Below are 22,680 nucleotides of genomic sequence, written 5' to 3'. Positions count from 1 at the left end.
CTCTACTCCTGACTCTGCGTCGCCAGCACACTGACCAGCACTGAGGCGTCTGGCCCCGCAGTCGCGTGCAGCAGAAGCCGAATTCTGCCATTATTCCAGGCAGCCGGCAGCCAGACTCGGCCGTCGTCTCCGCCGGTGAATCGCGGACGTGCTGGGTCGTCGAGCCACACACGACCGAGCAGCTCTCCGTGCGCAAAGGCACTGACCCTCAGCTGCGTGCCCTCGAAGCGCAGAGAACAGCCTCCTGGAGGCGTCTCGACATCGAGCCAGAGCTCCTCGCCGGCCTCCAGCACGAGCGGGAGGTCGGTCGCGACCGCCTCCCCCGGACTGTCGGCGAGGGCGAGGATCTCACGGTCGGGCTGTGCCTGGACCTGCCAGTCGCGGACCGGCTCGAGCCGTCGCAACCACGCCGTGCCGAGGCTTCCCGCACCGTGCGGCGAGGTGACCGTGATCTCGGCCCCCGTACCCGGGGCCAGGTGCACCCACGGATCCTGGGGGGTGAGAAGCTGCTCGGTCCCGTCGACGTGCACATGGACGGCGTGCGACAGACCGTCGAGCTGCAGCGCGTGATGGCAGCCGGGATCGAGCGTCAAGGTCCGGCGGTAGGTGATCGGCCGTCCGATGCGCGTGCTGCTCCAGCCGCCCAGCGATCGCAGCGGAGCCGGGTCACCGGCCCACTGCTCTCCACCGTCGACCGTCCACAGCGCAGAGACGTCCTGTCGCTGCGTCACCGACCATGCCGTGCCGAGCCCGCGCAGCGACCCGATCTGCAGTCCGGGCATGCGGACGTCGTCGAAGTTCGCATGCCCCCAGGTCTCGACCGTGGCGTCCAGCAGGGATGCGCCGGAGACGGGTACGACCTGGGTCGCCCCGAAGCGGGCGATGGTGGGCAGCGCTCGACCGTCCAGGCTGATGTCCACGATGTCACCGGCGCCCTCGAGCACAAGCTCGTCGACACCTGACACGTCGGCCGCGTAGTGCGTCCGGCCACGGTGCACGCCGACCGCCTCAGAGGCTGGCGGCACCTCGTGCCGTGACGTGGGCCCGCTGCGGGTCGGCAGGTCCACGCGCCCGACGCGCTCGACCCGGACGGGCGCCGCAGCCGGACCAGCAGGCTGCGTACCCGGGGCGGAGTCCTCGGGGTGCCCGACGATGACCACCCACGAGACCTCGCCTGCGGTCACGACTCGGCGGACCGGCATCCCCGGGGCCGGCGCAGGCAGCTCGACGACCTCGATCGCGCCACCGTCCGGCGCGCCGAGCGCGACCGTCGTCGCCCCCGCCGCGACGAACCGGAGACCCTCGCCGTCCAGGCCCGCGACGTCGCCGGTGGCGAGGAGCAGCGTGCCCGGCAGCCCGAACCCACCCAGAGGAAGGTCCTGCAGCACCAGGGTGCATGAGTGCGGGGGCAGCACCGCCGTGATCTCGGGAACTGCTCCTGACGCGGGGATCGTCGCCTGGGACCACTCGTCGCCGAGGTTGGTCACGCCGAGCAACGAGCCCCCGCCCGCCAGGTCGAGCCGCGACGGCGAGGCGCTCGTCGGCGCATCGGTCCGGTAGGCCCCCTCCGCCGGTCGTGCGACCGACCCCGCCAAGCAGGAGCCGAGCGTACGAACGACCCCTGCGAGAGATCGCGCCTGGGCCATCTCTGGACGTGGCTCGCCGATCGGGGACAGGTAGCCCCCGAAGTCGTAGTCGTGGCTCATGAAGCCGCCGGGATCGCCCCAGTTCCCGGTCGACGGGTAGTACCCGAAGTTGTATCCGGACGCCTGGAGGTACGGCGCCAGCAGCCGGGCGCCGCTGACCAGGAGACGCCGGAGCGTCACGTGGGCCCGGTTCGTCTCGGTCACCAGCAGCGGCACCCCCTGCGCGCCGAGCATCTCGGCGTAACGACGCACCTCGGGCTCGATCGCAGGAGATCTGTCGTCGGGGTAGAAGTTGAACGCCGGCACGACACCGGGGACCGCGCCGGTGGCTCCGACGAGGTCTCCCTGACCTGCACATGCGATCAACGGCACCGTGATGCCGTGCTCGAGCGCCATGTCGCGCAGCGCCGTCATGTAGCCCGTTCGATCCTCGGTGTCGAAGAAGTCGAGCTCGTTCTCGAGCTGGACGGCGACGACGCTGCCACCGCGGCCGTGCTGCCGCTCCGCGATCAGCGGCAGCACCCGGTCGAACCACCGCCCTACCTGGGCCAGATACTGCGGCTCAGCCTGGCGGACCCGCAGGCCCTCGGTCAGCGTGAGCCAGGCAGGAAGCGCGCCACCGTCCCACTCCGAGCAGATGTACGGTCCGGGGCGGGCGATCACCTTGAGCCCGGCCTCGTGGGCCAGGTCGAGGAAGGCGGCGACGTCCCGCCTGCCTGTGAAGTCCCACTCCTCAGGAGACATCTCATGGAAGTTCCACGGGAGGTACACGTCGATGACCTGGTACCCGGAGTCCCGTACCTGTGCGAGCCGTCCGGCCCACAGCTCGCGCGGGATCCGGAAGTAGAAGAGCGATGCGCACAGCAGCACCTGCTCGTCACCATCGAGCACGAACCCCGAAGGGCTCACTCCTACCTGGTGGGCGATCTCGGTCGTCACTTCACACCTGCGCTTCCGCCAGAGACGTTCATCTCGTAGAGGTACTTCTGGCCTAGGTAGTAGATACAGATCATCGGGACCGTCAGCAGGATCGACCCGACCATGACGAGGTTCCACGGTGGTAGCTGCATGGCGTTGCTCGTCGAGGTCATGTACTGCAGACCGAGGGCCAACGGCATCATCTCCTCCTTGTTCAGGTAGATGAGCGGACCCATGAAGTCGCCCCAGCTCGCGGTGAGCGTGAAGATCGCGATCGCGGTGAGGATGGGCCACATCATCGGCAGGATGATCCGGCGGTAGATGCCGAAGTAGCCGAGCCCGTCAACCTGCGCCGCCTCGTCGAGCTCCCCCGAGATCCGCGAGACGAACTGCCTCACGAGGAAGACGTTGAACGCGTTCGTGAAGAAGTTCGGGATGATGAGCGGCAGGAAGGTATTCACCCAGCCGAGCTCCTTGAACAGCAGGAACTGGGGGATCATCGTGATCTGCGAGGGGATCATCATCGTGGCGAGCACGACCATGAACATGAAGCTCTTCCCGGGCGCCCGCAGCCGTGCGAAGGCATATCCGACGAGCGAGGAGGAGATGACCTGCCCGACAGCGGACACGGTCGCGATGATCACCGAGTTGAGGATGAACCGGCCTACAGGGAGCCCGGTAGCACTGAACACGTGCGAGAAGTTCGACCACTCGAACTCGCTCGGGATGATCGTGAAGAGGTTCTTCGCGCTCGTCGCGTCGCTCGAGAGAGCGATCGAGAACATGAGGATGAACGGCACGAAGAACACCGTCGACACGAGAATGAGGACCGCGTAGCTGTACGGGGACGCGCGGAAGGCCTTGAGCGTCCGCGCTGACCCGGTGGTCTTCGAAGAGCGCGGCCCGTCGGCCTGGGTGGCCACGGGCGGGACCTGGATTTCTACGGCCATCACCGCACCTCCGTCTCGTAGAAGACCCAGCTGCGCGACGTCCGGAACGCGATCGCAGTGAATCCGATGATGACGATGAACAAGAGCCACGCGATCGCCGACGCGTACCCGAAGTGGTAGAAGGAGAACGCCTCACGGAACAGGAGCGGCACGATCGTCATGCTCGCGTTGTCGGGACCACCTGCCGTGAGGATGTAGACCTGGCTGAATATCTGGAACGCTCCGATGAGCCCCATGATGAGGTTGAAGAAGATGATCGGAGTGATCTGCGGGAATGTGATCGCCCAGAACTGGCGCATCGGACCCGCGCCGTCGATCTCCGCAGCCTCGTAGAACTCTCGCGGGATGCCGTTCATCGCTGACAGCAGGAGCACCGTGGCTCCGCCGGCTCCCCACGCGGAGAGCACGACGAGGGCGGGCTTGACCCAGTTCGGGTCGAGCAGCCAGGACGGCCCCTCGACACCGAAGATGCCGAGCAGGTCGTTGAGCGGGCCGGACGGCGCGAGCACCATCTTGAAGACCATCGCGGTGGCCACGAGCGGCACCAGCGTGGGCAGATAGATCATGGTGCGGAAGAACTTGCGGCCGCGGATCTTCTTGTTGAGGAGGTTGGCCAGCCAGACTCCGATGACCAGTCCCAGGGGCACCGAGACGAGCGCGTAGTAGAAGGTGTTCCCGAGCGCCTTCCAGAAGACCGGGTCATCGGTGAGGGCCCTGGTGTAGTTGTCGAGACCGACAAACTCTGCTGGCGTGAAGGAGTCCCACTCGGTCAACGAGATGTAGACCGACGCGATCATGGGTCCGAGCAGGAAGCCGACGAACCCGATGAGCCACGGTGAGATGAACAACCAGAACGCGAGGGCCTCGCTGCGGCCTCGCTTGGTCAGCCTGGGACGAGCACCGCCCCGCCGCCCGGCACGGCGGGGAGCCTGCGCCCCCGCCGTGCCAGGTGCCGCTATGTCGACAGCAGTCATCGGCTCGACGACCCGAGGACCGACTCGAGCTTGCCCTGGATCAGGGTCAGCTGCTCCGCTGCGTCACCACCCTGGTTCCAGAACGTGCCCAGGTTGTCGGCGAACGCGGCCTGCATCTCGTTCCACTCAGGGATGAGCGGGGAACGGAAGACGAAGGCGGACGACTCCCCGAAGGCCGCCATGTTGACCTCTCGGGTTGCCCACTCCGGCTTGAGGAACGCCTCGGAGCTCTGCACAGCGAGGTTGGCGGGCACGTCCTGCGCCTTGTCGATGATCACGGTCTGGGCTTCGGCGTCCGTGAGGAAGTCGATCGCCTGGAAGGCCTGTTCCGACTTCTTGCTGTCGCGAGAGATCGCCAGACCCGAGCCGAAGGCGGCGACAGCCTGCTCCTCGTCGTGCCACATCGGCGCGATGTCCCAGTTGAAGTCGGCCTCGAGGAGCGTGTTGATCGCCCAGAACCCGGTGGTGTTCATGGCGACCTTCTGCGCTGCGAACGCCGGGTCACCACCCATGTCAGGACCCATGTCCGCATAGTCGGAGGTGGACGGCACCACCTTGTGCACGTGGACGAGGTCGTTGGCCCACTGCAGTGCATCGACGACCTCTGGGGAGTTGGCCGCGGGGCGACCCTCGTCGTCGATGATCGCGCCACCGTTCTGGTAGGCGAAGCTCCACCACTGCGGCCACCAGCCTGCTCCGCCGAAGCCCCACTGCTGGCCGGGGATGGTGAGCTTCTCCATCGCAGCCTGCGCGTCCTCGGTCGTCCACTCGGCGGTCGGGTACTCCACGCCGGCGGCGTCGAAGAGGTCCTTGTTGTAGTACACGATCATGGCGCCAGAGCGGTCGGGGATCGCGTAGACGCTGTCCTCGTAGGAGTAGAGGCTGCCGACCGGGCCGAACCGCTCCTCGAGGTCGAGACCGGCGTCCGCGATCAGCTCGTCGAGCGGGATGATCTGGTTCTTCGAGGAATAGACGTTGACACCCTCGGCGACCTGCATGATGTCCGGGCCGTCGCCACCGGCGATCATGGTCTGGACCTTCTGCTCGTACTTGTCGCCCGGGATGAGCTGCAGCTTGATCTTGATCTCGTCCTGAGAGGCCTCGAACAGGTCGATGCGCTCCTGATACGCGGCCTTGTCGACGTCGCCGCCCCACACGACCATGGACAAGGTCGACCCGTCCGAGCCGCCGTCACCATCCGAGCTGCACGCTGCGAGCGAGATCATGCTGAGCACTGCCACGCCTGCGATCCAGGCCGACTTGCCTCGTCTTCCGGTCGAACTCATCTTCTTCCGCCTCTCTGCGGTGTGTGTGCTGGCGCCACTCCATCGTCGGCGCCACCTGAAGCCCGTACGGGAGTAACACTAACCCTTAGACAATCCCCTGGCGAAGTGAGCAAGATCACGAAGAGGTCACGGTTCTGGGTCAGTGTGCCGTGATATGCCCGGACGGCAGCACACAATTCTCTCAACGGTTAGAGTTACCGTCGCGCAACCGGCGCCCACGCCTCTGGGTGGCGTGTACCACCGCCGGTCACTCGCGTACCTCCACCGCAGAGAGGCGGTCATGAGACTTCCCCGTGAGCAGCAACCCATCCCCGAGATCGACGCGAACCACCCCCTGCGCGCAGTGCTCGGCCTCGTGCGCCGTCACCGCTCCCGGGTGATCGGGGCAGTGCTGGTCTTCCCTCTCAAGGACTCCCCCCAGTGGCTCATGCCCGTGGTGACCGCCCACGTCATCGACATCGTCGTCGTGGGCGGTCCACCGAGAGACCTGGCCCTGTGGGCTGCCGTGGCCTTCGTCGCGCTCCTGCAGAACTACCCGACCCATGTCCTGTACACCAAGCTCTTCATGGGAGCCGTGCGCCAGATCGGCGCGGACCTTCGCAACGCCCTGACCGAACGGCTGCAGAGCCTCTCGATCGGCTTCCACCACCGGACCTCGGCATCCCTGGTCCAGACGAAGGTCGTACGAGACGTCGAGAACATCGAGCTCATGCTGCAGCAGGTGACGCACCCGATCCTGGCGCAGACGACCGTCGTCATGGGTGCGCTCATCATGACCGCGTTGTCCGTGCCACAGTTCCTGCCCGTCTACGCGCTGACGATCCCGATCGCCGTCGTCATCCGGTCGGCCATCGCGCGCCGGTCCCGGGAACGCAACGAGGCCTTCCGTCTCGACGTCGAGGCGTTCTCCTCTCGGGTCGGTGAGATGGCCACGCTGCTCCCCATCACCCGGGCGCACGGACTCGAGGCGACGGCGCAAGCCAGGATCGCGGAGGGCGCCGAGGGCGTACGCACGTCCGGGTACCGTCTGGATCTGCTCAACGGGCGGTTCCAGTCGCTCTCGTGGGTCGTCCTGCAGATGCTGAGTGTCGGGTGCTTGATGCTCGGCGCGCTGGCTGCGGTGACAGGTCGGGTCGAGATCACGGCCGGCGAGGTGGTCCAGCTGTCTGCCTACTTCGGACTGATCACCGGCGGCGTCACCCAGGTGCTCATGGTCCTGCCGATCGCCTACAAGGGGCTTGAGTCCGTGCGCTCCATCGCCGAGGTGCTCACGGAGCCCGACCTCGAGGAGAACGCAGGCAAGCGGGCGGTGACCTCGGTCACGGGCGACCTGCGGTTCGACCGGGTGGGGTTCCGGTACCCGGACGCCCACGGGCACGCGCTGACAGACGTCACCCTGGACATCAGATCAGGAGAGACGGTCGCCTTCGTAGGCCGCTCCGGCTCGGGGAAGTCGACGATGCTCAACCTCACCCTCGGCTTCGTGCGTCCCACGAGCGGACGGCTCCTCATCGACGGTGTGGACGCCGCGACGCTGGACCTGCGGACCTTCCGGCGGCACGTATCCGTGGTTCCTCAGGAGTCGGTCCTCTTCGAGGGCTCCATCCGGGACAACATCACGTACGGCCTCGCCGAGGTGCCGGACCATCTCGTCCGCCAGGCTCTCGAGGACGCGAACGCCGCGGAGATCGTCGACGCGCTCCCCGACGGCTGGGGCACCTTCGTGGGCGAGCGCGGCGCGCGGCTCTCCGGTGGGCAGCGGCAACGGATCGCGATCGCTCGGGCTCTCGTCCGCGACCCCCGCATCCTCTTGCTGGACGAGGCGACCTCCGCGCTCGACTCGGAGTCCGAGGCCCTGGTCCAGGACGCCCTCGATCGTCTGATGCATGGCCGGACCACCCTCGTCGTGGCGCACCGGCTCTCCACCATCCGCGGCGCGGACCGGATCGTCGTGCTCGACGCAGGACACATCGTCGAGATCGGCAGCCACGAGGAGCTCATGGAGATGAACGGCCGGTACGCCCGGCTCCAGGAGCGCCAGCGCCGCTGACAGGCACCATCACCGGCATGCGCGACGGCCGCCGTCCCCCTGGCAGGGGCCGGCGGCCGTCGGTGTGCTCAGCGTCGGTCAGGCCACGCTCAGACGAGGTCGCGGACCGCGGCGTACTGCGCCCGGATGATCGGCTCAGCCGTCGCCGAGTGCACCGTCGTGCCCGACGCCGCAGGCCAGGCCGGGGCCTGCTCCCCGCCGGCCAGCACCCACGCCGCCTGGCGCGCTGCGCCGTCGGCCACGTACTCGCCGACGGGCGGGACCTCGACCGGGAGGCCGAAGACCTGCGGGGCGATCTCGCGAACCGCCTCGGACTTCGCGCCGCCGCCGATCAGCAGCAGCCGCGAGACCTCGGCGCCCTGGGCGACCAGCGCGTCGAGGCCGTCGGCCAGGCCGCACAGCATGCCCTCGACCGCTGCCCGGGCCAGGTGCGCGGACGTCATGTTCGCCAGCCGCATCCCGTGCAGGGTGCCGGTGGCGTCGGGACGGTTGGGGGTGCGCTCGCCCTCCAGGTAGGGGACGAGGACCAGCCCGTCCGCGCCGGGGGGTGCGGAGAGCGCGAGCGCGGACAGCTCGGCGTGGTCGATGCCGAGCATCCGCGCCGTGGCGTCGAGCACCCGGCTGGCGTTGAGCGTGCAGGCCAGCGGCAGGTACGCACCGGTCGCGTCGGAGAATCCGGCGACCAGGCCGGAGCCGTCCGCGGACGGTACGGGCGAGATCGCCGAGACGACTCCGGACGTGCCGATCGAGACGGCCACGTCGCCCGTTGCCATGCCGAGGCCGAGCGCTGCGGCGGCGTTGTCCCCGGCGCCCGCGCCCAGCACGATCTGTCCCGCCGTCGCCGAGGCCGGGTTGCCGGCCTCCTGCTGGTCAGGAGCGACCGCCTCCGGCGCGGGGGTGCCGAGAGCCTCGGCGAGCACCGCGACGTCGACCGACCCGCCTGACTCGGCCGGACCGAGCACCCGCGGCAGGGTGATCCCTGCCGAGGCGCCCTCCCCCAGGGCGAGGTCGAGCAGGTCGAAGCGGTAGGCGCCCGTGGCGGCGGAGTAGTACCCGGTACCCGAGGCGTCAGACCGGTCGGTGGTCAGCGCGCTGAGGTCCCGGGCGGCGCCCGGTACCCCGCCCGCACCGGAGATCTGCCAGGTCAGCCAGTCGTGCGGCAGGCACACGGCGGCGATCCGAGCGGCGTTCTCGGGCTCGTGCTCGGCGACCCAGCGCAGCTTGGTCACGGTGAGGGAGGCCACCGGGACGGTGCCGACCGCATCGGCCCAGGCCTGCTCCCCCGAGCCGCCGGTGAGCGCGCCGAGGTCACGGATGAGGTCGGCGGCGGAGCCGGCGGAGCGGTTGTCGTTCCACAGCAGCGCCGGACGGATGACCTCCCCGTCGGCGTCGAGCAGCACCATGCCGTGCTGCTGCCCGCCCACGGCGAGGGCAGCGACGTCGTGCAGGCCGCCGGCGGCGGCCACGGCGGCACCCAGGGCTGTCCACCATGCGGCGGGGTCCACCTCGGTGCCGTCGGGGTGCGACGCGGAGCCGGAGCGAAGGAGCGCTCCGGTCTCCGCGTCACGGATGACGACCTTGCACGACTGGGTCGAGGAGTCGACCCCGGCGACGAGCGCGCCGGCAGGAGCGGTGGAGGGTTCAGCTGCGCCGCCCACAGACGGCAAGGTCGCGGTCATCAGGACCCGATCAGGTGGCGCAGAGCCAGCTGGTTGAGGCGGACGAAGCCGAAGTCGCGCTGAGCGGCGGCCTCAGGGTCGAAGTCCTCGAAGGCCGACCGGTCGGCGAGCAGGTCCGTGACGGTCTCGCCCGGGTTGAGCGTCGGCGTGGCGAGCTCGAAGATGCCGGCCGTCTCGAAGGCCTCCTGCACCTCGGGGTCCGCACGGTACTCGGCCGACTTCTTGGCGAGCATCTCGTACATCTCCATGTTGGCGGAGGCGGAGTCCCAGACTCCACGCTCGACCTCGGTGCGCGAGGGCTTGTAGTCGAAGTGGCGCGGGCCCGTGTAGCGGGGACCGTCCGGCGTGCCCGGGAAGCCGTTCTCGACGAGGTCGACCGTGAAGAAGGCCGAGAGCAGGTCGCCGTGACCGAAGACGAGGTCCTGGTCGAACTTGATGGAGCGCTGACCGTTGAGGTCGATGTGGAAGAGCTTGCCCGACCACAGCGCCTGGGCGAGCCCGTGCGTGTAGTTCAGGCCTGCCATCTGCTCGTGGCCGGTCTCGGGGTTGAGGCCGACGATGTCGCCGTGCTCGAGCTCGGCGATGAAGCCGAGGGCGTGGCCGATCGTGGGGAGGAAGATGTCGCCGCGGGGCTCGTTGGGCTTGGGCTCGAGGGCGATCTTGATGTCGTAGCCCTGTTCCTTGATGTACCCGGCGACGAGGTCGATGCCCTCGCGGTAGCGCTCGAGCGCGGCATGCAGGTCCTTGGCGCCGTCGTACTCAGCGCCCTCGCGCCCGCCCCACATGACGAAGGTCTTGGCGCCGAGCTCGGCCGTGAGGTCGATGTTGCGGAGCACCTTGCGCAGCGCGAAGCGACGCACGGAACGGTCGTTCGACGTGAAGCCGCCGTCCTTGAAGACGGGGTGGCTGAACAGGTTCGTGGTGACCATCTCGATGGTCATGTTGCTCTCGTCGGCGGCCGTCTTCAGCTTGCCGAGGATGCGGTCACGCGTGGCGTCGTCCGAGCCGAAGGGGACGACGTCGTCGTCGTGGAACGTGAAACCCCACGCGCCGAGCTCGGCGAGCTTGCGCACGGAGTCGGCCGGGTCGAGGGCGGGACGGGTGGCAGAACCGAACTGGTCCTGTGCGTTCCACCCCACGGTCCACAGGCCGAAGGAGTAGTTGATTCCAGATGCGTTCGTCACGTGAGTTCTCCTCGTCGAGAGCTGGTCCGCCGAGGGGGATCGTTCCCACCCGAGGGATTAGTTGTATGGATGAACTTATCCCTGGAAACCGGTAAGGTCAACACATGGCCGCCTCCCCCGCCCTCGGGCAGCACTCGCTGCGCGAGCAGAACATCGCGCTCGTCGCCCGCGAGATCTTCGGCGCGCCCACCCCAGTCTCCCGAGCCGATGTCGCCGCCGCGACCGGTCTGACGCGCGCCACCGTGTCCGCTCTCGTGGACCGGCTCATCGAGGCACGGATCGTCGTCGAGCTCGCCCCCGCCCCCGCCCGCCGAGCCGGGCGCCCGGCGGTCCCCCTCGCCCCGGCTCCCAGGACGATCATCTCCCTCGGCCTCGAGGTCAACGTCGGCTACCTCGCCGGCACCGTGCTCGACCTCACCGGCGCCACCCTGGCCACCGCCACCGTCCCCGGTGACTTCCACGCGAGCGACCCCGCCGCCGTGCTCGCCCGCCTCGGCGCGCTCACCGCCGAGCTGCTGGCCGCCGCCCGCGCGGTGGCCGACGGCGCACGGCTGGCTGGCGTCCGCGTCGCCCTGCCCGGCCTGGTGGACTCCGCGACGTCGACCCTGCGCGTCGCCCCCAACCTCGGCTGGGCCGAGCTGTCCCCCGTGGACACGTCCGCGATCGCCGCGCACACCGGGTCCGCGCCGATCACCATCGCCAACGAGGCCAAGCTCGCCGCCCTCGCCCAGGTGCCCGCGCTGGGCGCCGAGGCCCAGACCGCCAGCTCCTTCCTCTACGTCTCCGCCGACGTCGGCATCGGCGCGGCGATCGTGCTCGACCGCGAGCTCTTCCTCGGCGGGCGCGGATGGAGCGGAGAGCTGGGGCACGTCGTCGTCGACCCGGCCGGGCCGCTGTGCCAGTGCGGGGCGACCGGCTGCCTCGAGCAGTACGCCGGAACCGACGCGGTGCTGCGCGCCGCGCGGCTGCCCCGGGGGTCCTCGGTGGCCGACCTCCTGCGCGCCGTCGCCGACGGCGACGGCCCCGCGAGCGCCGCCCTCGACCGCGCCGGCCACGCCCTGGGTGCGGCGCTGGCCGACTTCGTCAACCTCATCGACGTGCCGACCGTGCTGCTCGGCGGCGCCTACTCCGAGCTCGCCGACCTCCTGGAACCGGTCATCCTGGCCGAGCTCGAGACCCGGGTGCTCTCGGCGCCGTGGTCGTCCTTCATGGTGGACCGCGCGCCCGTGGGCGTCGGCGCGGCGACGATCGGCGGCGCCCGGGCGAGCCTCGCGGACGTGCTCGACGACCCGACGCCGTGGCTCGTGGGGGCCTGAGCCTCCATGGTCAGAGGACCGTCTGATCAGGCAGAGACCACGCACGATCTAGAACTCGTACTAAACATTTCACCGCGCTCAAGACTTGTACGGGTATGACAACCACCTCAGATCCACCCGAGGAGCTCGTCTTCGCGGACTGGTACCAGCGGGAGTTCCCGCGGGTTGCCCGCGCCCTCGCGCTCGCCAGCGGAGACCCGCTCCTTGGAGAAGAAGCGGCGGCCGAAGCCTTCGCCCGCGCGTTGGCCATCTGGCCCAAGGTCCACGCGATGGAGTCACCCGGGGGCTGGGTGTACAGCGTCGCGCTGAGCGAGCTGCGCCGCACGTGGCGCCGGCGCCGCCTGGAACGCCGGTCGCTGGACCGCCTGCACCTCGAGCACGTCCCCGCGCCGACAGCGCCCGACGACGCGTTGTGGCAGGCGGTCGCTCAGCTCGCCCCCCGCGCACGCACCGCCATAGCTCTGCGCTATGTAGCGGACCTCACGGAGGCGGACATCGCCGACGTCATGAACATCGCTCGCGGCACCGTCGCCGCCACTCTCTTTGCCGCCCGTAAACAGCTCGCCACGGCGCTGGCCCCTCACCTGACTGGAGACCGCTCATGAACGAGAAGATGCTCGCGACCCTCGCCCACGTCGATGTGCCCCAGACGGCTCCCGCACTGTCCAGCATCGAAGGCCGCGCCAGGGCGATCCGCCGCGGTCGGCACGGTCGCCGGTTCACGGTCATCGGCGCTGGCGCAGCGGTGCTGTTCGCCGGCGGGATCTTCTGGCCCACCACCACGACCCCGCACGGGACCGTCGCGATGGGTGGCCCGCTCGCCTTCGGGGCAGCGCCCGCCGCAGCTTCACAAGACGCCAGCTGCTCGGGCGGATTCGGTTCGTGGGTCAGCCGGGACCACTGGGCGAGCAGTCCCGAGATCGCCGCGTCCACCAGCCTGATCACCGATACGTCGTTGCCGGTGGCCAGCGTTGGTGTCCACCAAGACGACATGAACTGCGCACCCATCATGCCGGCGGCGGTCTTCTACGCAACCGACCCGGTCCGAGGCATCTCCGTGTGGGCGGATGTCGCCGATCCGTTCGTGGACCTGACCGACCTGACAGCACAGACCGTCCGCGGCGTAGCAGGACAGGTACGGACCTACGAAGACCACAGCCTGCAGATGAGCTGGGTCGATCCTGACGGTATCCGCTGGCTCGCCTTGGGCTCCGCAGTCGCGCAGGCTGACATGGTCGCCATCCTCGACAGCCTGGTCTTCTCCGGGCCTGACGGCCAGACCCTCGACCCGGCGTCAGCACCGGCGGGCTTCGTCAACGACCCGGTGGACCCCGGGCCGCAGAGCACCACCACGCGCAGCTGGCAGGTGAACTACGGAGACGAAACCTTCGTCGAAGGCACCGTCCCGGGCAAGTTCCTCGGCCTCCGGGCAACGACCACACCGTCTGAGCCGATCACGGTCAAGGCGTCCATGTATGCCGTCGGGACTACATTCACCGAGGTCAACGGTGAGCTGGCGATGTTCGTGAAGAACGGCCCAGCTGACGCCGTCTCCGGGTGGCTCCTGTGGGAGAGGGACGGCGTGACCTACCGGCTCATCTCCGACGGCACCATGACTGAAGCGGTCGCGCTGGCCAACTCCGTGGTGACAGTGCCGGTGACCGACCCCCGAGTGGTCAACGCACCCGAGTACCCCCTCGACTGACAGGAACAGCATCAGGGCACCCGTGCGGCCGGGGGGAAGTCCGACCGTCCGGGTGCCCTGGGCTCAGCAGTTGTACGACCGTCGTCTGAGACCGCTCAGGACTCGGGGACGGTCTCCGCGAACTCGAAGAGGGCTGTGAGACCTGTCACGTCGATGACCCAGCGCACACGCTCGGGCACGTTGGTCAACAAGGGCATCTCGCCCACCGGAGAAGCGGTGCGGGCGTCGTAGAGGATGCGCAGCCCGCTGGAGTCGATGAAGGTCACCGCGGCCATGTCCACCTCGACACGCGCGCCCGCCCGGCGGTGCGGCGGCCAGATCTCGCGGAACTTCTCGTGCACCGAGATGTCGACCTCACCGCCGAGGATCCAACGGTTCTCCCTCTCTGGGTCGAGCGTGATGGCGCCGAGTTCTGCGTCGTCCATGATCTCCGTCAGGTCGCTCATGATCCCCTTCAAACTGTCGTTCCTGCTCAACAGCCCAGTATCTCAGAATCCACCGGGTGAAATCGACCCCCGGGGCAACCGCGATCCGTGCAACTCCAGACAACTCACCCATGATCGAAATCCTCATGCGACACCCCGCGCCGGTCGATGGCATAGTTCAAGCCCTATCCCACGGCCCGAGAAGACGACCTGTACGAGAGGTTCCCGCGTGAGCGACGTGAAAGCAGCCCGACCACCCGTCAACTTCACGACGAAGCGGACATGGGTGCTGGACTCGACCGAGGGTCTCGGTCAGCTGAGAGGATCGCTCTTCGAAGAGCTCACCGGTCGGGTGTTCCTCACCAGCTCCACCCTGGACGACGTCCCCGAGAAGATGGTCCTCGTGGTGAGCGAGCTCGCCACGAACGCCTTGCGCCACGGCAAGCCCCCGACGATCGTCACGCTCATGGCCAACGACGACGAACAGCTCCTGGACGTCGCCGACCACGACGTGGCATCGGCTCCGCAGATCGCCGAGGACCGCGAGATCGGCGAGGGCGGGTTCGGCCTGGTCCTCGCCCACCGCCTGGCCCTCGACGTCGGCTGGTACGTGGACGACCTCACCAAGCACATCTGGGCCCGCTTCCCGATCTGCACGCCCGAGGTGGCCGGGGTCCCGGTCGGGCACGCCGCCACCTGAGGCGGCAGCGGCCCGACCGCGGGCTCAGCGGTTGGTGCCGTCGACCGCGAAGGGCTCGATCGCGGCGATCTCCTCGGCCGTCAGCGGCGCCGCGTGGGCGGCCTTGACGTTGTCCTCGAGCTGGGCCACGCTGCTCGCGCCGATGAGCGCGGAGGTGACGCGCGAGTCGCGCAGCAACCAGGTCAGCGCCAGCTGGGCCAGTGTCTGCCCGCGATCGCGGGCGATCGCGTCCAGCCCGCGTGCCCGCTCCAGGTACGTCTCGCTCAGCGCCGTCTCCGCCGTGAGGAAGTGCCCGACGGCGGCCCGCGAGTCCGCAGGTACCTCACCGGCGAGGTACCGGTCGGTCAGCATGCCCTGGGCGAGCGGCGAGAAGACGATCATGCCGATGCCGAGCTCGTCGACGGTCTCGAGCAACGACTGACCGGTCGCGGCCGGGTCGTCGGTGCGGCCGGCGTCGGGCATCTCGACGTGGCGGTTGAACATGGAGTAGCTGGGCTGGTGGATGAGCAGCGGGGTGCCGAGGTCGGCGAGGACCTGCTGGGCTGCGCGGGTCTGGGCGGGGCTGTAGTTGGAGATCCCCGCATAGAGGGCCTTGCCGCTGGTCACAGCGGTGTGCAGGGCGCCCATGGTCTCTTCGATCGGGACCGTGGGGTCGGGCCGGTGGGAGTAGAAGATGTCGACGTAGTCGAGGCCCATCCGGGTCAGGGACTGGTCCAACGAGCTGAGCAGGTACTTGCGCGACCCGCCGTCGCCGTAGGGGCCAGGCCACATGTCGTAGCCGGCCTTGCTCGAGATGACGAGCTCGTCGCGGTACGGGCGGAAGTCCTGGGCCATGTGCCGCCCGAAGTTCTCCTCGGCCGAGCCGTAGGGCGGGCCGTAGTTGTTCGCGAGGTCGAAGTGCGTGATCCCCAGGTCGAAGGCCCGGCGCAGCACCGCGCGCTGGGTCTCGAAGGGGGTCGTGTCGCCGAAGTTGTGCCACAGGCCCAGCGACAGTGCGGGGAGGTCGAGGCCGCTGCGCCCACTGCGGCGGTACGGCATGGATGAGTAGCGGTCATCAGCTGCGAGGTATCGAGTCACGTCGTGAGTCTTGCAGAAGCCCCCGACACACGGAAGCACCCACCAGCACAAACCCGCCCCCGCCCACCGATCCCCCACCCATCACCCGTCACCCGTCACCCGCGCATGGGGCGTGCTCTTGACGACGGAGCGTGCCTCTGAGAGCACGTCCCGTCGTCAAGAGCACGCCCCGTCGGCAGGGCGCCGGTTATGGCAGGCGGGCGCCGACCGGGATGTCGATGTCTTCGTAGACGAGGACGTTGGGGGTCCCGGCGGCGCTCGCGCGGTGCAGCACCTCGGCGTTCTCCTCGACCGCGACCGCGACCTTGAAGGCCAGCTTGAGCGAGACGCCCACCGCGAGCAGCCCGTGGTTGCCCCACACGACCGCGTTGACGTCGTCGCCCATGAGCTCGGCGCTGCGCCGTCCGAAGTCGCCGTTCGTGGAGAACTCGAAGGGCATGATCTCGACCGGGCCCTTGGCGTAGAGCACCATGTTGAGCAGCACGGGGTCGATGCGGCGCCCGAGCGCCCCGAGCACGTTGACGAAAGTCGACTCGGTGTGGACGATCGCCTGCACGTCCGGGCGCCGGCGGTAGTGGGCCAGGTGCACCGGCAGCTCGGTCGAGGGGCACAGGTCCCCCTCGAGCACCGTCCCGTCCAGCCCGACGACGACCATGTCCTCCGGGCGCATCGCGTCGTAGCGCACGTCCGAGGGGGTGATGACGATCGCGTCCTGGCCGTCGTGCGCTCCGGGGAGGCGGACGCTGATGTTGCCCTGGGTGTTGAAGTTGAGCCCTGTGCGAACAGACTCCAGGCAGTAGTAGAGGATCTCGTCGCGGGTCTGACGGGTCGCCCGGCTGGCGGCTGTATGCATGGTTCCCACCCCTTCGTGTCGGCCACTCTCACAGCGAGTGAATCGTTTCAATACCCTCATCCTCCCAAGCCCGGCACGCCATTCCGAGGGACGTAGGTCCCCGCTGGAGCGCCTCGGACCAGCCCGATGTCACCGCGCCGAGATTTTCGCGAGATAATGGACCGCTGGGCGCGTACCTTCGTACGCCCCGACCCGTCAGCAAAGGTTCGACGAGCCGCCCGCAGCACCGTCCCAGGGACGGCCGCTCGAACCGCCGTCCGAACCGTCAACGTGCAGGATGTTCAGTGCCTCAGGCAGCTCAAGACAGTACGATCACCGCTGGTGAGACCTCCCCGTCGCGGGATGGCGTCGTCGTCCTCACCGAAGCCGCACGGCGGCGCTCCTTCGCCGTGATCAGCCACCCTGACGCCGGGAAGTCCACCCTCACCGAGGCCCTCGCCCTCCACGCGAAGGCGATCCGCGAGGCCGGCCGCGCCGACGGCAAGGCCGGCAAGCGCACCGTCTCTGACTGGATGGACATGGAGCAGGCGCGAGGGATCTCCATCACCTCCGCCGCCCTGGAGTTCACCTACCGCGACGCCGTCATCAACCTCGTCGACACCCCCGGCCACGCCGACTTCTCCGAGGACACCTACCGGGTGCTCTCCGCGGTCGACGCCGCCGTCATGCTCGTCGACGCAGCCAAGGGCCTCGAGGTCCAGACGATGAAGCTGTTCGCCGTCTGCAAGCACCGCGGCATCCCGCTCATCACCGTCATCAACAAGTGGGACCGTCCGGGCAAGGACGCCCTCGAGCTCATGGACGAGATCCAGGAGCGCACCGGGCTCACGCCCACCCCGCTCACCTGGCCCGTGGGCATCGGCGGCGACTTCCGCGGCGTGCTCGACCGCCGCACCGGGGAGTACACCCGCTTCACCCGCACCGCCGGCGGCACGACCATCGCTCCCGAGGAGCACATGGGCCCCGAGGCCGCGCTCGAGCGTGAGGGCGAGGCGTGGGCGACCGCCGTCGAGGAATCCGAGCTGCTCGAGGCCTCCGGCGCCGACCACGACGACGAGACCTTCCGCTCCGGCATGACCACGCCGGTGCTCTTCGGCTCGGCCGTGCAGAACTTCGGTGTGCACGCCCTGCTCGACGTCCTCGTCGACATCGCCCCGTCGCCCACCCCCCGGGTGACCGTCACCGGTGACACCCGCGCGATCGACGCACCGTTCAGCGCCTTCGTCTTCAAGATGCAGGCCGGCATGGACACCGCGCACCGCGACCGCCTGGCCTTCGCCCGGATCTGCTCGGGCGTCTTCGACCGCGGGATGGTCGTGACCTCCGCGCGCACCGGTCGCCCCTTCGCGACCAAGTACGCCCAGCAGGTCTTCGGCCGGGAACGGTCGATCGTCGACACCGCCTACCCCGGCGACGTCATCGGCCTGGTCAACGCGGCCAACCTGCGCGTGGGCGACACCCTCTACCTCGACAAGCTCGTCGAGTTCCCCCCGCTGCCGACCTTCGCGCCCGAGCACTTCGCCGTCATGCGCGCCAAGGACGTCTCCAAGTACAAGCAGTTCCAGCGTGGGGTCATGCAGCTCGGCGCCGAGGGCGTCGTCCAGGTGCTGCGCTCCGACCTGCGCGGAGACCAGGCCCCGGTGCTGGCCGCCGTCGGGCCCATGCAGTTCGAGGTGGCCGAGCACCGGATGGGGACCGAGTTCAACTCCCCCGTCACCCTCGACCGCCTGCAGTACGAGATCGCCCTGCGCACCACCCCGGAGTGGGTCGCCGACCTCAACGCCCAGCTCGGCGTCGAGGTCCTCCAGCGTGAGGACGGCGAGTACCTCGCCCTCTTCCCCGACCGCTGGCGCGTCACCTCCGTGCGCAACCGCCTGCCCGACGCCGTCCTCGAACCCCTCGTGGCCACCTGACGTTCTCCAGACCCGGCCACACACAGACCTCTGTTTTGACCGACCGGCCCTTCCCGGGCCATCAGTAGTTTGAAGGTAGAAAACTTGCTCAACTCCATGAAGCTCACCCTCGGCGCCCCGCCCGCGCTGCCTCGCGGCGCCATGCGCATCGTCCCCCTCGGCGGCCTCAACGAGGTCGGCCGCAACATGACCGTCTACGAGTTCGAGGGCAAGCTCCTCATCGTCGACTGCGGCGTCCTCTTCCCCGAGGAGCACCAGCCGGGCATCGACGTCATCCTCCCCGACTTCACGTCGATCCGGGACCGTCTCAAGGACGTCGTCGCCATCGTGCTCACGCACGGCCACGAAGACCACATCGGTGGTGTGCCGTACCTGCTCAAGGAGCGCGCGGACATCCCCATCATCGGTTCCAAGCTCACCCTGGCCTTCATCACGGCCAAGCTCAAGGAGCACCGCATCCGTCCTCGCACGATCGAGGTCGAGGCCGGCGGGCACTCCAAGCAGGGGCCCTTCGACCTCGAGTTCGTCGCGGTCAACCACTCCATCCCCGACGCCCTGGCTGTCGCGATCCGCACCCGTGCGGGCCTCGTGCTCAACACCGGTGACTTCAAGATGGACCAGTTCCCCCTGGACGCCCGGATCACTGACCTCAACCACTTCGCCAAGCTCGGCGAAGAGGGTGTCGACCTGTTCATGACGGACTCGACCAACGCCGAGGTCCCCGGCTTCACGATGTCCGAGCAGGACCTCATCCCGGCGATCGACAAGGTCTTCCGCACGGCCCCGCGCCGCGTGATCGTCTCGAGCTTCGCCAGCCACGTGCACCGCATCCAGCAGGTCCTCAACGCCGCGCACGAGTCCGGCCGCAAGGTCGCCTTCGTGGGCCGCTCGATGGTCCGCAACATGGGGATCGCCGAGGAGCTCGGCTACCTCAAGATCCCGCAGGGGCTCGTCGTCGACCTCAAGAAGCTCGAGTCGATGCCGCCGAACAAGATCTGCCTGGTGTGCACCGGGTCCCAGGGCGAGCCGATGGCCGCGCTGTCCCGCATGGCCAAGGGCGACCACGTCATCAAGGTCGACGAGGGTGACACCGTGCTGCTCGCCAGCTCGCTCATCCCGGGCAACGAGAACGCGATCTACCGCGTCATCAACTCCCTGATCGACCTGGGCGCGAACATCGTCCACAAGGGCAACGCCAAGGTGCACGTCTCCGGCCACGCCAGCGCCGGCGAGCTCGTGTACTGCTACAACATCGTCAAGCCGAAGAACGTCATGCCGATCCACGGTGAGTCTCGCCACCTGCGCGCCAACGGCGAGCTCGCGGTCAAGACCGGCGTGCCGGAGAACAACGTCGTCATCGCCCAGGACGGGACGGTCGTCGACCTGTTCAAGGGCAAGGTCTCCATCACCGGCAAGGTCCCGGCCGGCTACGTCTACGTCGACGGCCAGACCGTGGGCACCGCGACCGAGGACACCCTCGCCGAGCGCCGCGCGCTCGGGTCAAAGGGCATCGTCACCGTCCTCGCGCTCGTGGACCTCGACCTCGGCGTCCTCGCCGAGACCCCGGAGTTCATCACCCGCGGGTTCGTCCACGACGGGCACACCTTCGACGACGCCGTCATCGAGATCGAGAAGGCGCTCGCCCAGATCCCGAAGAAGGACGTCGGGGACATCGACCGCCTCGAGGCGACCATCGCCCGCGCCGTCTCGCGCTGGCTGCAGCGCAAGTACCGCCGCGAGCCGTTGGTCAACGCGATCGTCGTCGACGCCTGACCTGCACCACCTCCTCCGCGTGAGCTGAGCTCACGCGGAGCCCCGAGGCGCTGGGCGGACCCTCCGGTCCCCCAGCGCCTCTGTCGTCCCCGCCCAAACCTCCGCCGTCCCCGCCGAGCTCGCCCCGATGCCCGGCAGCCGACCTCCCCCGCGCGCCTGCCCGACGTCGGCTCCCGCCCCGCGCCTGCCCGACGTCGGCTCCCGCCTCCCAGCTCCCACCTCCCGTTTCCGCCTCAGCCCCCTCGCCGCCAGCTCGCCGAGTGCGTGAGTTTGGTGGCTGTGCGCGCCTTCAAAGGCACGCACAGCCACCAAACTCACGCCCTCGAGGGGAGGGAGGGCGGGCGGGCGGGTCGGGTGGCGGGTGAGCGGGGCGAGTGGGTCGGATGGTGGACGGATGGTGGTACGGGGGCGGGGTGGGGGGTGGGCGCGGGTAGCGTGGGGGGATGCCGTCGACTCGACCGTTCCTGCGCGCCCTGAGGGACACCGCCGGAGTCGGTGTGGCCCTCGTGCCGCTGGGCATCGCCTTCGGGCTGCTCGTGGTCCAGGCCGGGCTCGCCTGGTGGTGGGCGCCGCTGTTCTCGATCTTCATCTACGCCGGGTCGCTCGAGTTCCTCGCGATCGGGCTCATCGTGGCGATGACTCCGCTGGCGCAGATCGCCCTGGCGACCGTGCTGGTGAACTTCCGGCACGTGTTCTACGCCCTGTCCTTCCCGCTCCAGGCCGTCCGCGGCCGGGCGGCGAAGACGTACAGCATGTACGCGCTGACCGACGAGGCCTACGCCCTCGCCCACCACGTCCCCGCAGCCGAGCGCAGCACGGCCCGGATCCTGTGGATGCAGCTGCAGTGCCAGGGCTACTGGGTGCTCGGCGGGATCCTCGGGGCACTCCTGGGGACCGCGCTCCCCACGATCCCGCGGGGCATGGACTTCGCCCTGACCGCCCTGTTCACGGTCCTCACCATCGACGCCTTCCGGGTCACCCGGGACGTCCCCTCACCGATCCTCGCCCTGCTCTCGGCGCTCATCGCGCTCGTGGTGGCCCCGGACCAGATGCTCGTCGTGGCCATGGGCCTCTTCGTCGTGGCGTTGACCGCGCGGTTCCTGCTCGGCCGCCGAGCCGGCCGCCGAGCCGGCCGCCGACCGGGCGGGGTATCCGCAGCCGGCACGGCCGTGGAGGAGGGCACCCGTGCCTAGCGCCGGTTACGTCCTCGCCGCGCTGACGACGATCTTCGTCATCACCTTCGCCCTGCGCGCACTGCCCTTCGCGGTGCTCGAGCCGCTGCGCGCCTCGCCGTACATCGCCTTCCTCAGCCGGTACATGCCGGTCGGGATCATGCTGATCCTCGTCGTGTACACCCTGCGCACCGTGCCGCTGACGTCGGGCTGGCACGGCCTGCCGGAGGCTGTCGCCCTCGCCGTGACCATCGGTCTGCACCTGTGGCGGCGCAACGCGCTGGTGAGCATCCTCGTCGGGACCGGCACCTACGTCGTCCTGGTCAACACCGTCATGGCGACGGCGGCGTAGGCCGACGGCCCGACAGTCCGACGGCGAGGCCGCAGGGTAGGCCGACGGCGCACCCGCCCCACCCGACGCTCAGGACAGCCGGAGCAGGTACTCCTCGACCATGATGCCGCGGGCGTTGGCGAAGTCCTTGTTCTCGCCGACGATCTCGAAGCCCTGGCGGCTGAGCACCGCGAGCGACCCGGCGTTGTCCTTGGCGGTCCGGGCGTTCACCGGACGGTCGGTGACCTCGGCCAGGAAGAGGGTCAGCGCCGTGCTCGCCACCCCGGCCCCCCAGTACTCCCGGGCGATCCAGTAGGTGATCTCGGTCTCGCCGTCCTCGATGTAGGTCATGACGGACCCGGCGATGAGCCCGTCGACGCAGATGGTGCGAGCGGTGACCTGCGGGTCGTCGAGCAGCAGGGCCCAGCGCGCGTCGAAGAGCACGCGGTCGGAGGGGTCCTTGGCGGTGAACGCGGCCATCCAGCAGGCCTCGGGGTCTCGTTCCATCTGGAAGAAGGCCTCGAGGTCGGTCCCTCGGACGCGACGCAGAGTGACTTCAGGGCGCGAGTCAGCCACAGGTTGCGTTGTCATGGCTTCACGGTAAACGAGCGATGCCCAATCACCCAGCCTGGACCGTTCCACGTCCTGACGTTTACGTCTGGCAGTCCTGCCCCACACCTCCTCGCGCTCCGCACACAGGGATTGGTCGAGCAAGCACCAGAGAATCC

At 69.0% G+C, this 22,680-nt stretch carries 19 protein-coding genes; 9 read left to right on the top strand and 10 right to left on the bottom strand.

The features are described 5' to 3' along the window. Window positions 1-2: 2 nt before the first annotated feature. The 4 genes from SS2_RS04035 to SS2_RS04020 are packed head-to-tail and all read right to left on the bottom strand — an operon-like array spanning window position 3 to window position 5,729. On the bottom strand, window positions 3-2,585 hold the full coding sequence (locus tag SS2_RS04035) for a beta-galactosidase (protein WP_066461297.1): 2,583 nt from the start codon (window positions 2,583-2,585) through the stop codon (window positions 3-5). Next, window positions 2,582-3,514, bottom strand: coding sequence for a carbohydrate ABC transporter permease (locus tag SS2_RS04030; RefSeq protein WP_083941721.1), 933 nt, complete (start codon window positions 3,512-3,514; stop codon window positions 2,582-2,584). Before SS2_RS04030 ends, SS2_RS04035 begins: the two co-directional genes overlap by 4 nt. Next, window positions 3,514-4,488 (bottom strand): carbohydrate ABC transporter permease, encoded by a 975-nt coding sequence (locus SS2_RS04025; RefSeq protein WP_083941719.1) that lies wholly within the window; start codon window positions 4,486-4,488, stop codon window positions 3,514-3,516. The genes SS2_RS04030 and SS2_RS04025 overlap by 1 nt, the downstream gene beginning before the upstream one ends. Further along, window positions 4,485-5,729, bottom strand: a complete 1,245-nt coding sequence (locus SS2_RS04020; protein ID WP_245643339.1) for an ABC transporter substrate-binding protein — start codon at window positions 5,727-5,729, stop codon at window positions 4,485-4,487. The genes SS2_RS04025 and SS2_RS04020 overlap by 4 nt, the downstream gene beginning before the upstream one ends. A gap of 325 nt (window positions 5,730-6,054) precedes the next feature. On the opposite strand from SS2_RS04020, the gene SS2_RS04015 reads away from it, so the two are divergent. Then, the gene (locus SS2_RS04015; protein WP_066461293.1) at window positions 6,055-7,824 is read left to right on the top strand and encodes an ABC transporter ATP-binding protein; all 1,770 of its coding nucleotides are present in this window, start codon (window positions 6,055-6,057) and stop codon (window positions 7,822-7,824) included. Window positions 7,825-7,913: 89 nt separating this feature from the next. Here the strand turns inward: SS2_RS04015 and SS2_RS04010 are convergent, their stop codons facing one another. Both SS2_RS04010 and xylA read right to left on the bottom strand, forming a co-directional pair. Next, complete coding sequence (locus SS2_RS04010; RefSeq protein WP_083941717.1) at window positions 7,914-9,503, bottom strand: xylulokinase; 1,590 nt, start codon at window positions 9,501-9,503, stop codon at window positions 7,914-7,916. Continuing rightward, on the bottom strand, window positions 9,503-10,687 hold the full coding sequence (xylA, locus tag SS2_RS04005; RefSeq protein ID WP_066461292.1) for a xylose isomerase: 1,185 nt from the start codon (window positions 10,685-10,687) through the stop codon (window positions 9,503-9,505). Before xylA ends, SS2_RS04010 begins: the two co-directional genes overlap by 1 nt. Before the next feature lie 104 nt (window positions 10,688-10,791). On the opposite strand from xylA, the gene SS2_RS04000 reads away from it, so the two are divergent. From SS2_RS04000 to SS2_RS03990, 3 genes are all read left to right on the top strand, one after another. Then, window positions 10,792-12,003: an ROK family transcriptional regulator gene (locus SS2_RS04000; protein WP_066461289.1), complete on the top strand. Its 1,212-nt coding sequence runs from the start codon at window positions 10,792-10,794 to the stop codon at window positions 12,001-12,003. Between the two features lie 95 nt (window positions 12,004-12,098). Then, window positions 12,099-12,608 carry an RNA polymerase sigma factor gene (locus SS2_RS03995; RefSeq protein ID WP_066461287.1) on the top strand — a complete coding sequence of 170 codons (510 nt, stop codon included), beginning with the start codon at window positions 12,099-12,101 and terminating at the stop codon, window positions 12,606-12,608. Continuing rightward, a complete protein-coding gene (locus tag SS2_RS03990) occupies window positions 12,605-13,708 on the top strand; it encodes a hypothetical protein (RefSeq protein WP_066461285.1) in 1,104 nt (367 codons plus the stop codon). The genes SS2_RS03995 and SS2_RS03990 overlap by 4 nt, the downstream gene beginning before the upstream one ends. A gap of 95 nt (window positions 13,709-13,803) precedes the next feature. Here the strand turns inward: SS2_RS03990 and SS2_RS03985 are convergent, their stop codons facing one another. Next, window positions 13,804-14,154: an STAS domain-containing protein gene (locus SS2_RS03985; protein ID WP_157607181.1), complete on the bottom strand. Its 351-nt coding sequence runs from the start codon at window positions 14,152-14,154 to the stop codon at window positions 13,804-13,806. A gap of 208 nt (window positions 14,155-14,362) precedes the next feature. On the opposite strand from SS2_RS03985, the gene SS2_RS03980 reads away from it, so the two are divergent. Further along, window positions 14,363-14,833, top strand: coding sequence for an ATP-binding protein (locus tag SS2_RS03980; protein ID WP_066461281.1), 471 nt, complete (start codon window positions 14,363-14,365; stop codon window positions 14,831-14,833). A 24-nt stretch (window positions 14,834-14,857) separates the two neighbouring features. Here SS2_RS03980 and SS2_RS03975 read toward each other — a convergent pair whose 3' ends face one another. Both SS2_RS03975 and SS2_RS03970 read right to left on the bottom strand, forming a co-directional pair. Next, window positions 14,858-15,871, bottom strand: a complete 1,014-nt coding sequence (locus SS2_RS03975; protein WP_066461279.1) for an aldo/keto reductase — start codon at window positions 15,869-15,871, stop codon at window positions 14,858-14,860. Window positions 15,872-16,097: 226 nt separating this feature from the next. After that, window positions 16,098-16,763 (bottom strand): class II aldolase/adducin family protein, encoded by a 666-nt coding sequence (locus tag SS2_RS03970; RefSeq protein WP_066461415.1) that lies wholly within the window; start codon window positions 16,761-16,763, stop codon window positions 16,098-16,100. A gap of 311 nt (window positions 16,764-17,074) precedes the next feature. Here SS2_RS03970 and SS2_RS03965 point away from each other — a divergent pair, with 311 nt between their 5' ends. From SS2_RS03965 to SS2_RS03950, 4 genes are all read left to right on the top strand, one after another. After that, window positions 17,075-18,676 (top strand): peptide chain release factor 3, encoded by a 1,602-nt coding sequence (locus tag SS2_RS03965; protein ID WP_066461413.1) that lies wholly within the window; start codon window positions 17,075-17,077, stop codon window positions 18,674-18,676. Window positions 18,677-18,772: 96 nt separating this feature from the next. Continuing rightward, the gene (locus SS2_RS03960) at window positions 18,773-20,449 is read left to right on the top strand and encodes a ribonuclease J (RefSeq protein ID WP_066461411.1); all 1,677 of its coding nucleotides are present in this window, start codon (window positions 18,773-18,775) and stop codon (window positions 20,447-20,449) included. 443 nt (window positions 20,450-20,892) lie between these two features. Further along, a complete protein-coding gene (locus tag SS2_RS03955) occupies window positions 20,893-21,642 on the top strand; it encodes an AzlC family ABC transporter permease (RefSeq protein WP_083941715.1) in 750 nt (249 codons plus the stop codon). Then, a complete protein-coding gene (locus SS2_RS03950; RefSeq protein WP_066461278.1) occupies window positions 21,635-21,973 on the top strand; it encodes a branched-chain amino acid transporter permease in 339 nt (112 codons plus the stop codon). The genes SS2_RS03955 and SS2_RS03950 overlap by 8 nt, the downstream gene beginning before the upstream one ends. 69 nt (window positions 21,974-22,042) lie before the next feature. Here the strand turns inward: SS2_RS03950 and SS2_RS03945 are convergent, their stop codons facing one another. Further along, window positions 22,043-22,543 carry a GNAT family N-acetyltransferase gene (locus SS2_RS03945; RefSeq protein ID WP_066461275.1) on the bottom strand — a complete coding sequence of 167 codons (501 nt, stop codon included), beginning with the start codon at window positions 22,541-22,543 and terminating at the stop codon, window positions 22,043-22,045. Window positions 22,544-22,680 lie beyond the last annotated feature (137 nt).

Origin of the sequence: Sanguibacter suarezii NBRC 16159 (assembly GCF_001552735.1) — a bacterium.
Classification (GTDB): Bacteria; Actinomycetota; Actinomycetes; order Actinomycetales; family Cellulomonadaceae; genus Sanguibacter; species Sanguibacter suarezii.
This window is presented reverse-complemented; position numbering and strand designations above follow the sequence as displayed.

Excerpts from the sequence above, each read along its gene's own strand:
- SS2_RS04025 (WP_083941719.1), bottom strand. The coding sequence starts at position 4,488 with ATGACTGCTGTCGACATAGCGGCACCTGGCACGGCGGGGGCGCAGGCT.
- SS2_RS04030 (WP_083941721.1), bottom strand. The coding sequence starts at position 3,514 with ATGGCCGTAGAAATCCAGGTCCCGCCCGTGGCCACCCAGGCCGACGGG.
- SS2_RS03985 (WP_157607181.1), bottom strand. The coding sequence starts at position 14,154 with ATGAGCGACCTGACGGAGATCATGGACGACGCAGAACTCGGCGCCATC.
- SS2_RS03990 (WP_066461285.1), top strand. The coding sequence starts at position 12,605 with ATGAACGAGAAGATGCTCGCGACCCTCGCCCACGTCGATGTGCCCCAG.
- SS2_RS03960 (WP_066461411.1), top strand. The coding sequence starts at position 18,773 with ATGAAGCTCACCCTCGGCGCCCCGCCCGCGCTGCCTCGCGGCGCCATG.
- SS2_RS03955 (WP_083941715.1), top strand. The coding sequence starts at position 20,893 with ATGCCGTCGACTCGACCGTTCCTGCGCGCCCTGAGGGACACCGCCGGA.
- SS2_RS04015 (WP_066461293.1), top strand. The coding sequence starts at position 6,055 with ATGAGACTTCCCCGTGAGCAGCAACCCATCCCCGAGATCGACGCGAAC.
- SS2_RS03995 (WP_066461287.1), top strand. The coding sequence starts at position 12,099 with ATGACAACCACCTCAGATCCACCCGAGGAGCTCGTCTTCGCGGACTGG.
- SS2_RS04000 (WP_066461289.1), top strand. The coding sequence starts at position 10,792 with ATGGCCGCCTCCCCCGCCCTCGGGCAGCACTCGCTGCGCGAGCAGAAC.
- SS2_RS03975 (WP_066461279.1), bottom strand. The coding sequence starts at position 15,871 with ATGCCGTACCGCCGCAGTGGGCGCAGCGGCCTCGACCTCCCCGCACTG.
- SS2_RS03970 (WP_066461415.1), bottom strand. The coding sequence starts at position 16,763 with ATGCATACAGCCGCCAGCCGGGCGACCCGTCAGACCCGCGACGAGATC.
- SS2_RS04010 (WP_083941717.1), bottom strand. The coding sequence starts at position 9,503 with ATGACCGCGACCTTGCCGTCTGTGGGCGGCGCAGCTGAACCCTCCACC.
- SS2_RS03945 (WP_066461275.1), bottom strand. The coding sequence starts at position 22,543 with ATGACAACGCAACCTGTGGCTGACTCGCGCCCTGAAGTCACTCTGCGT.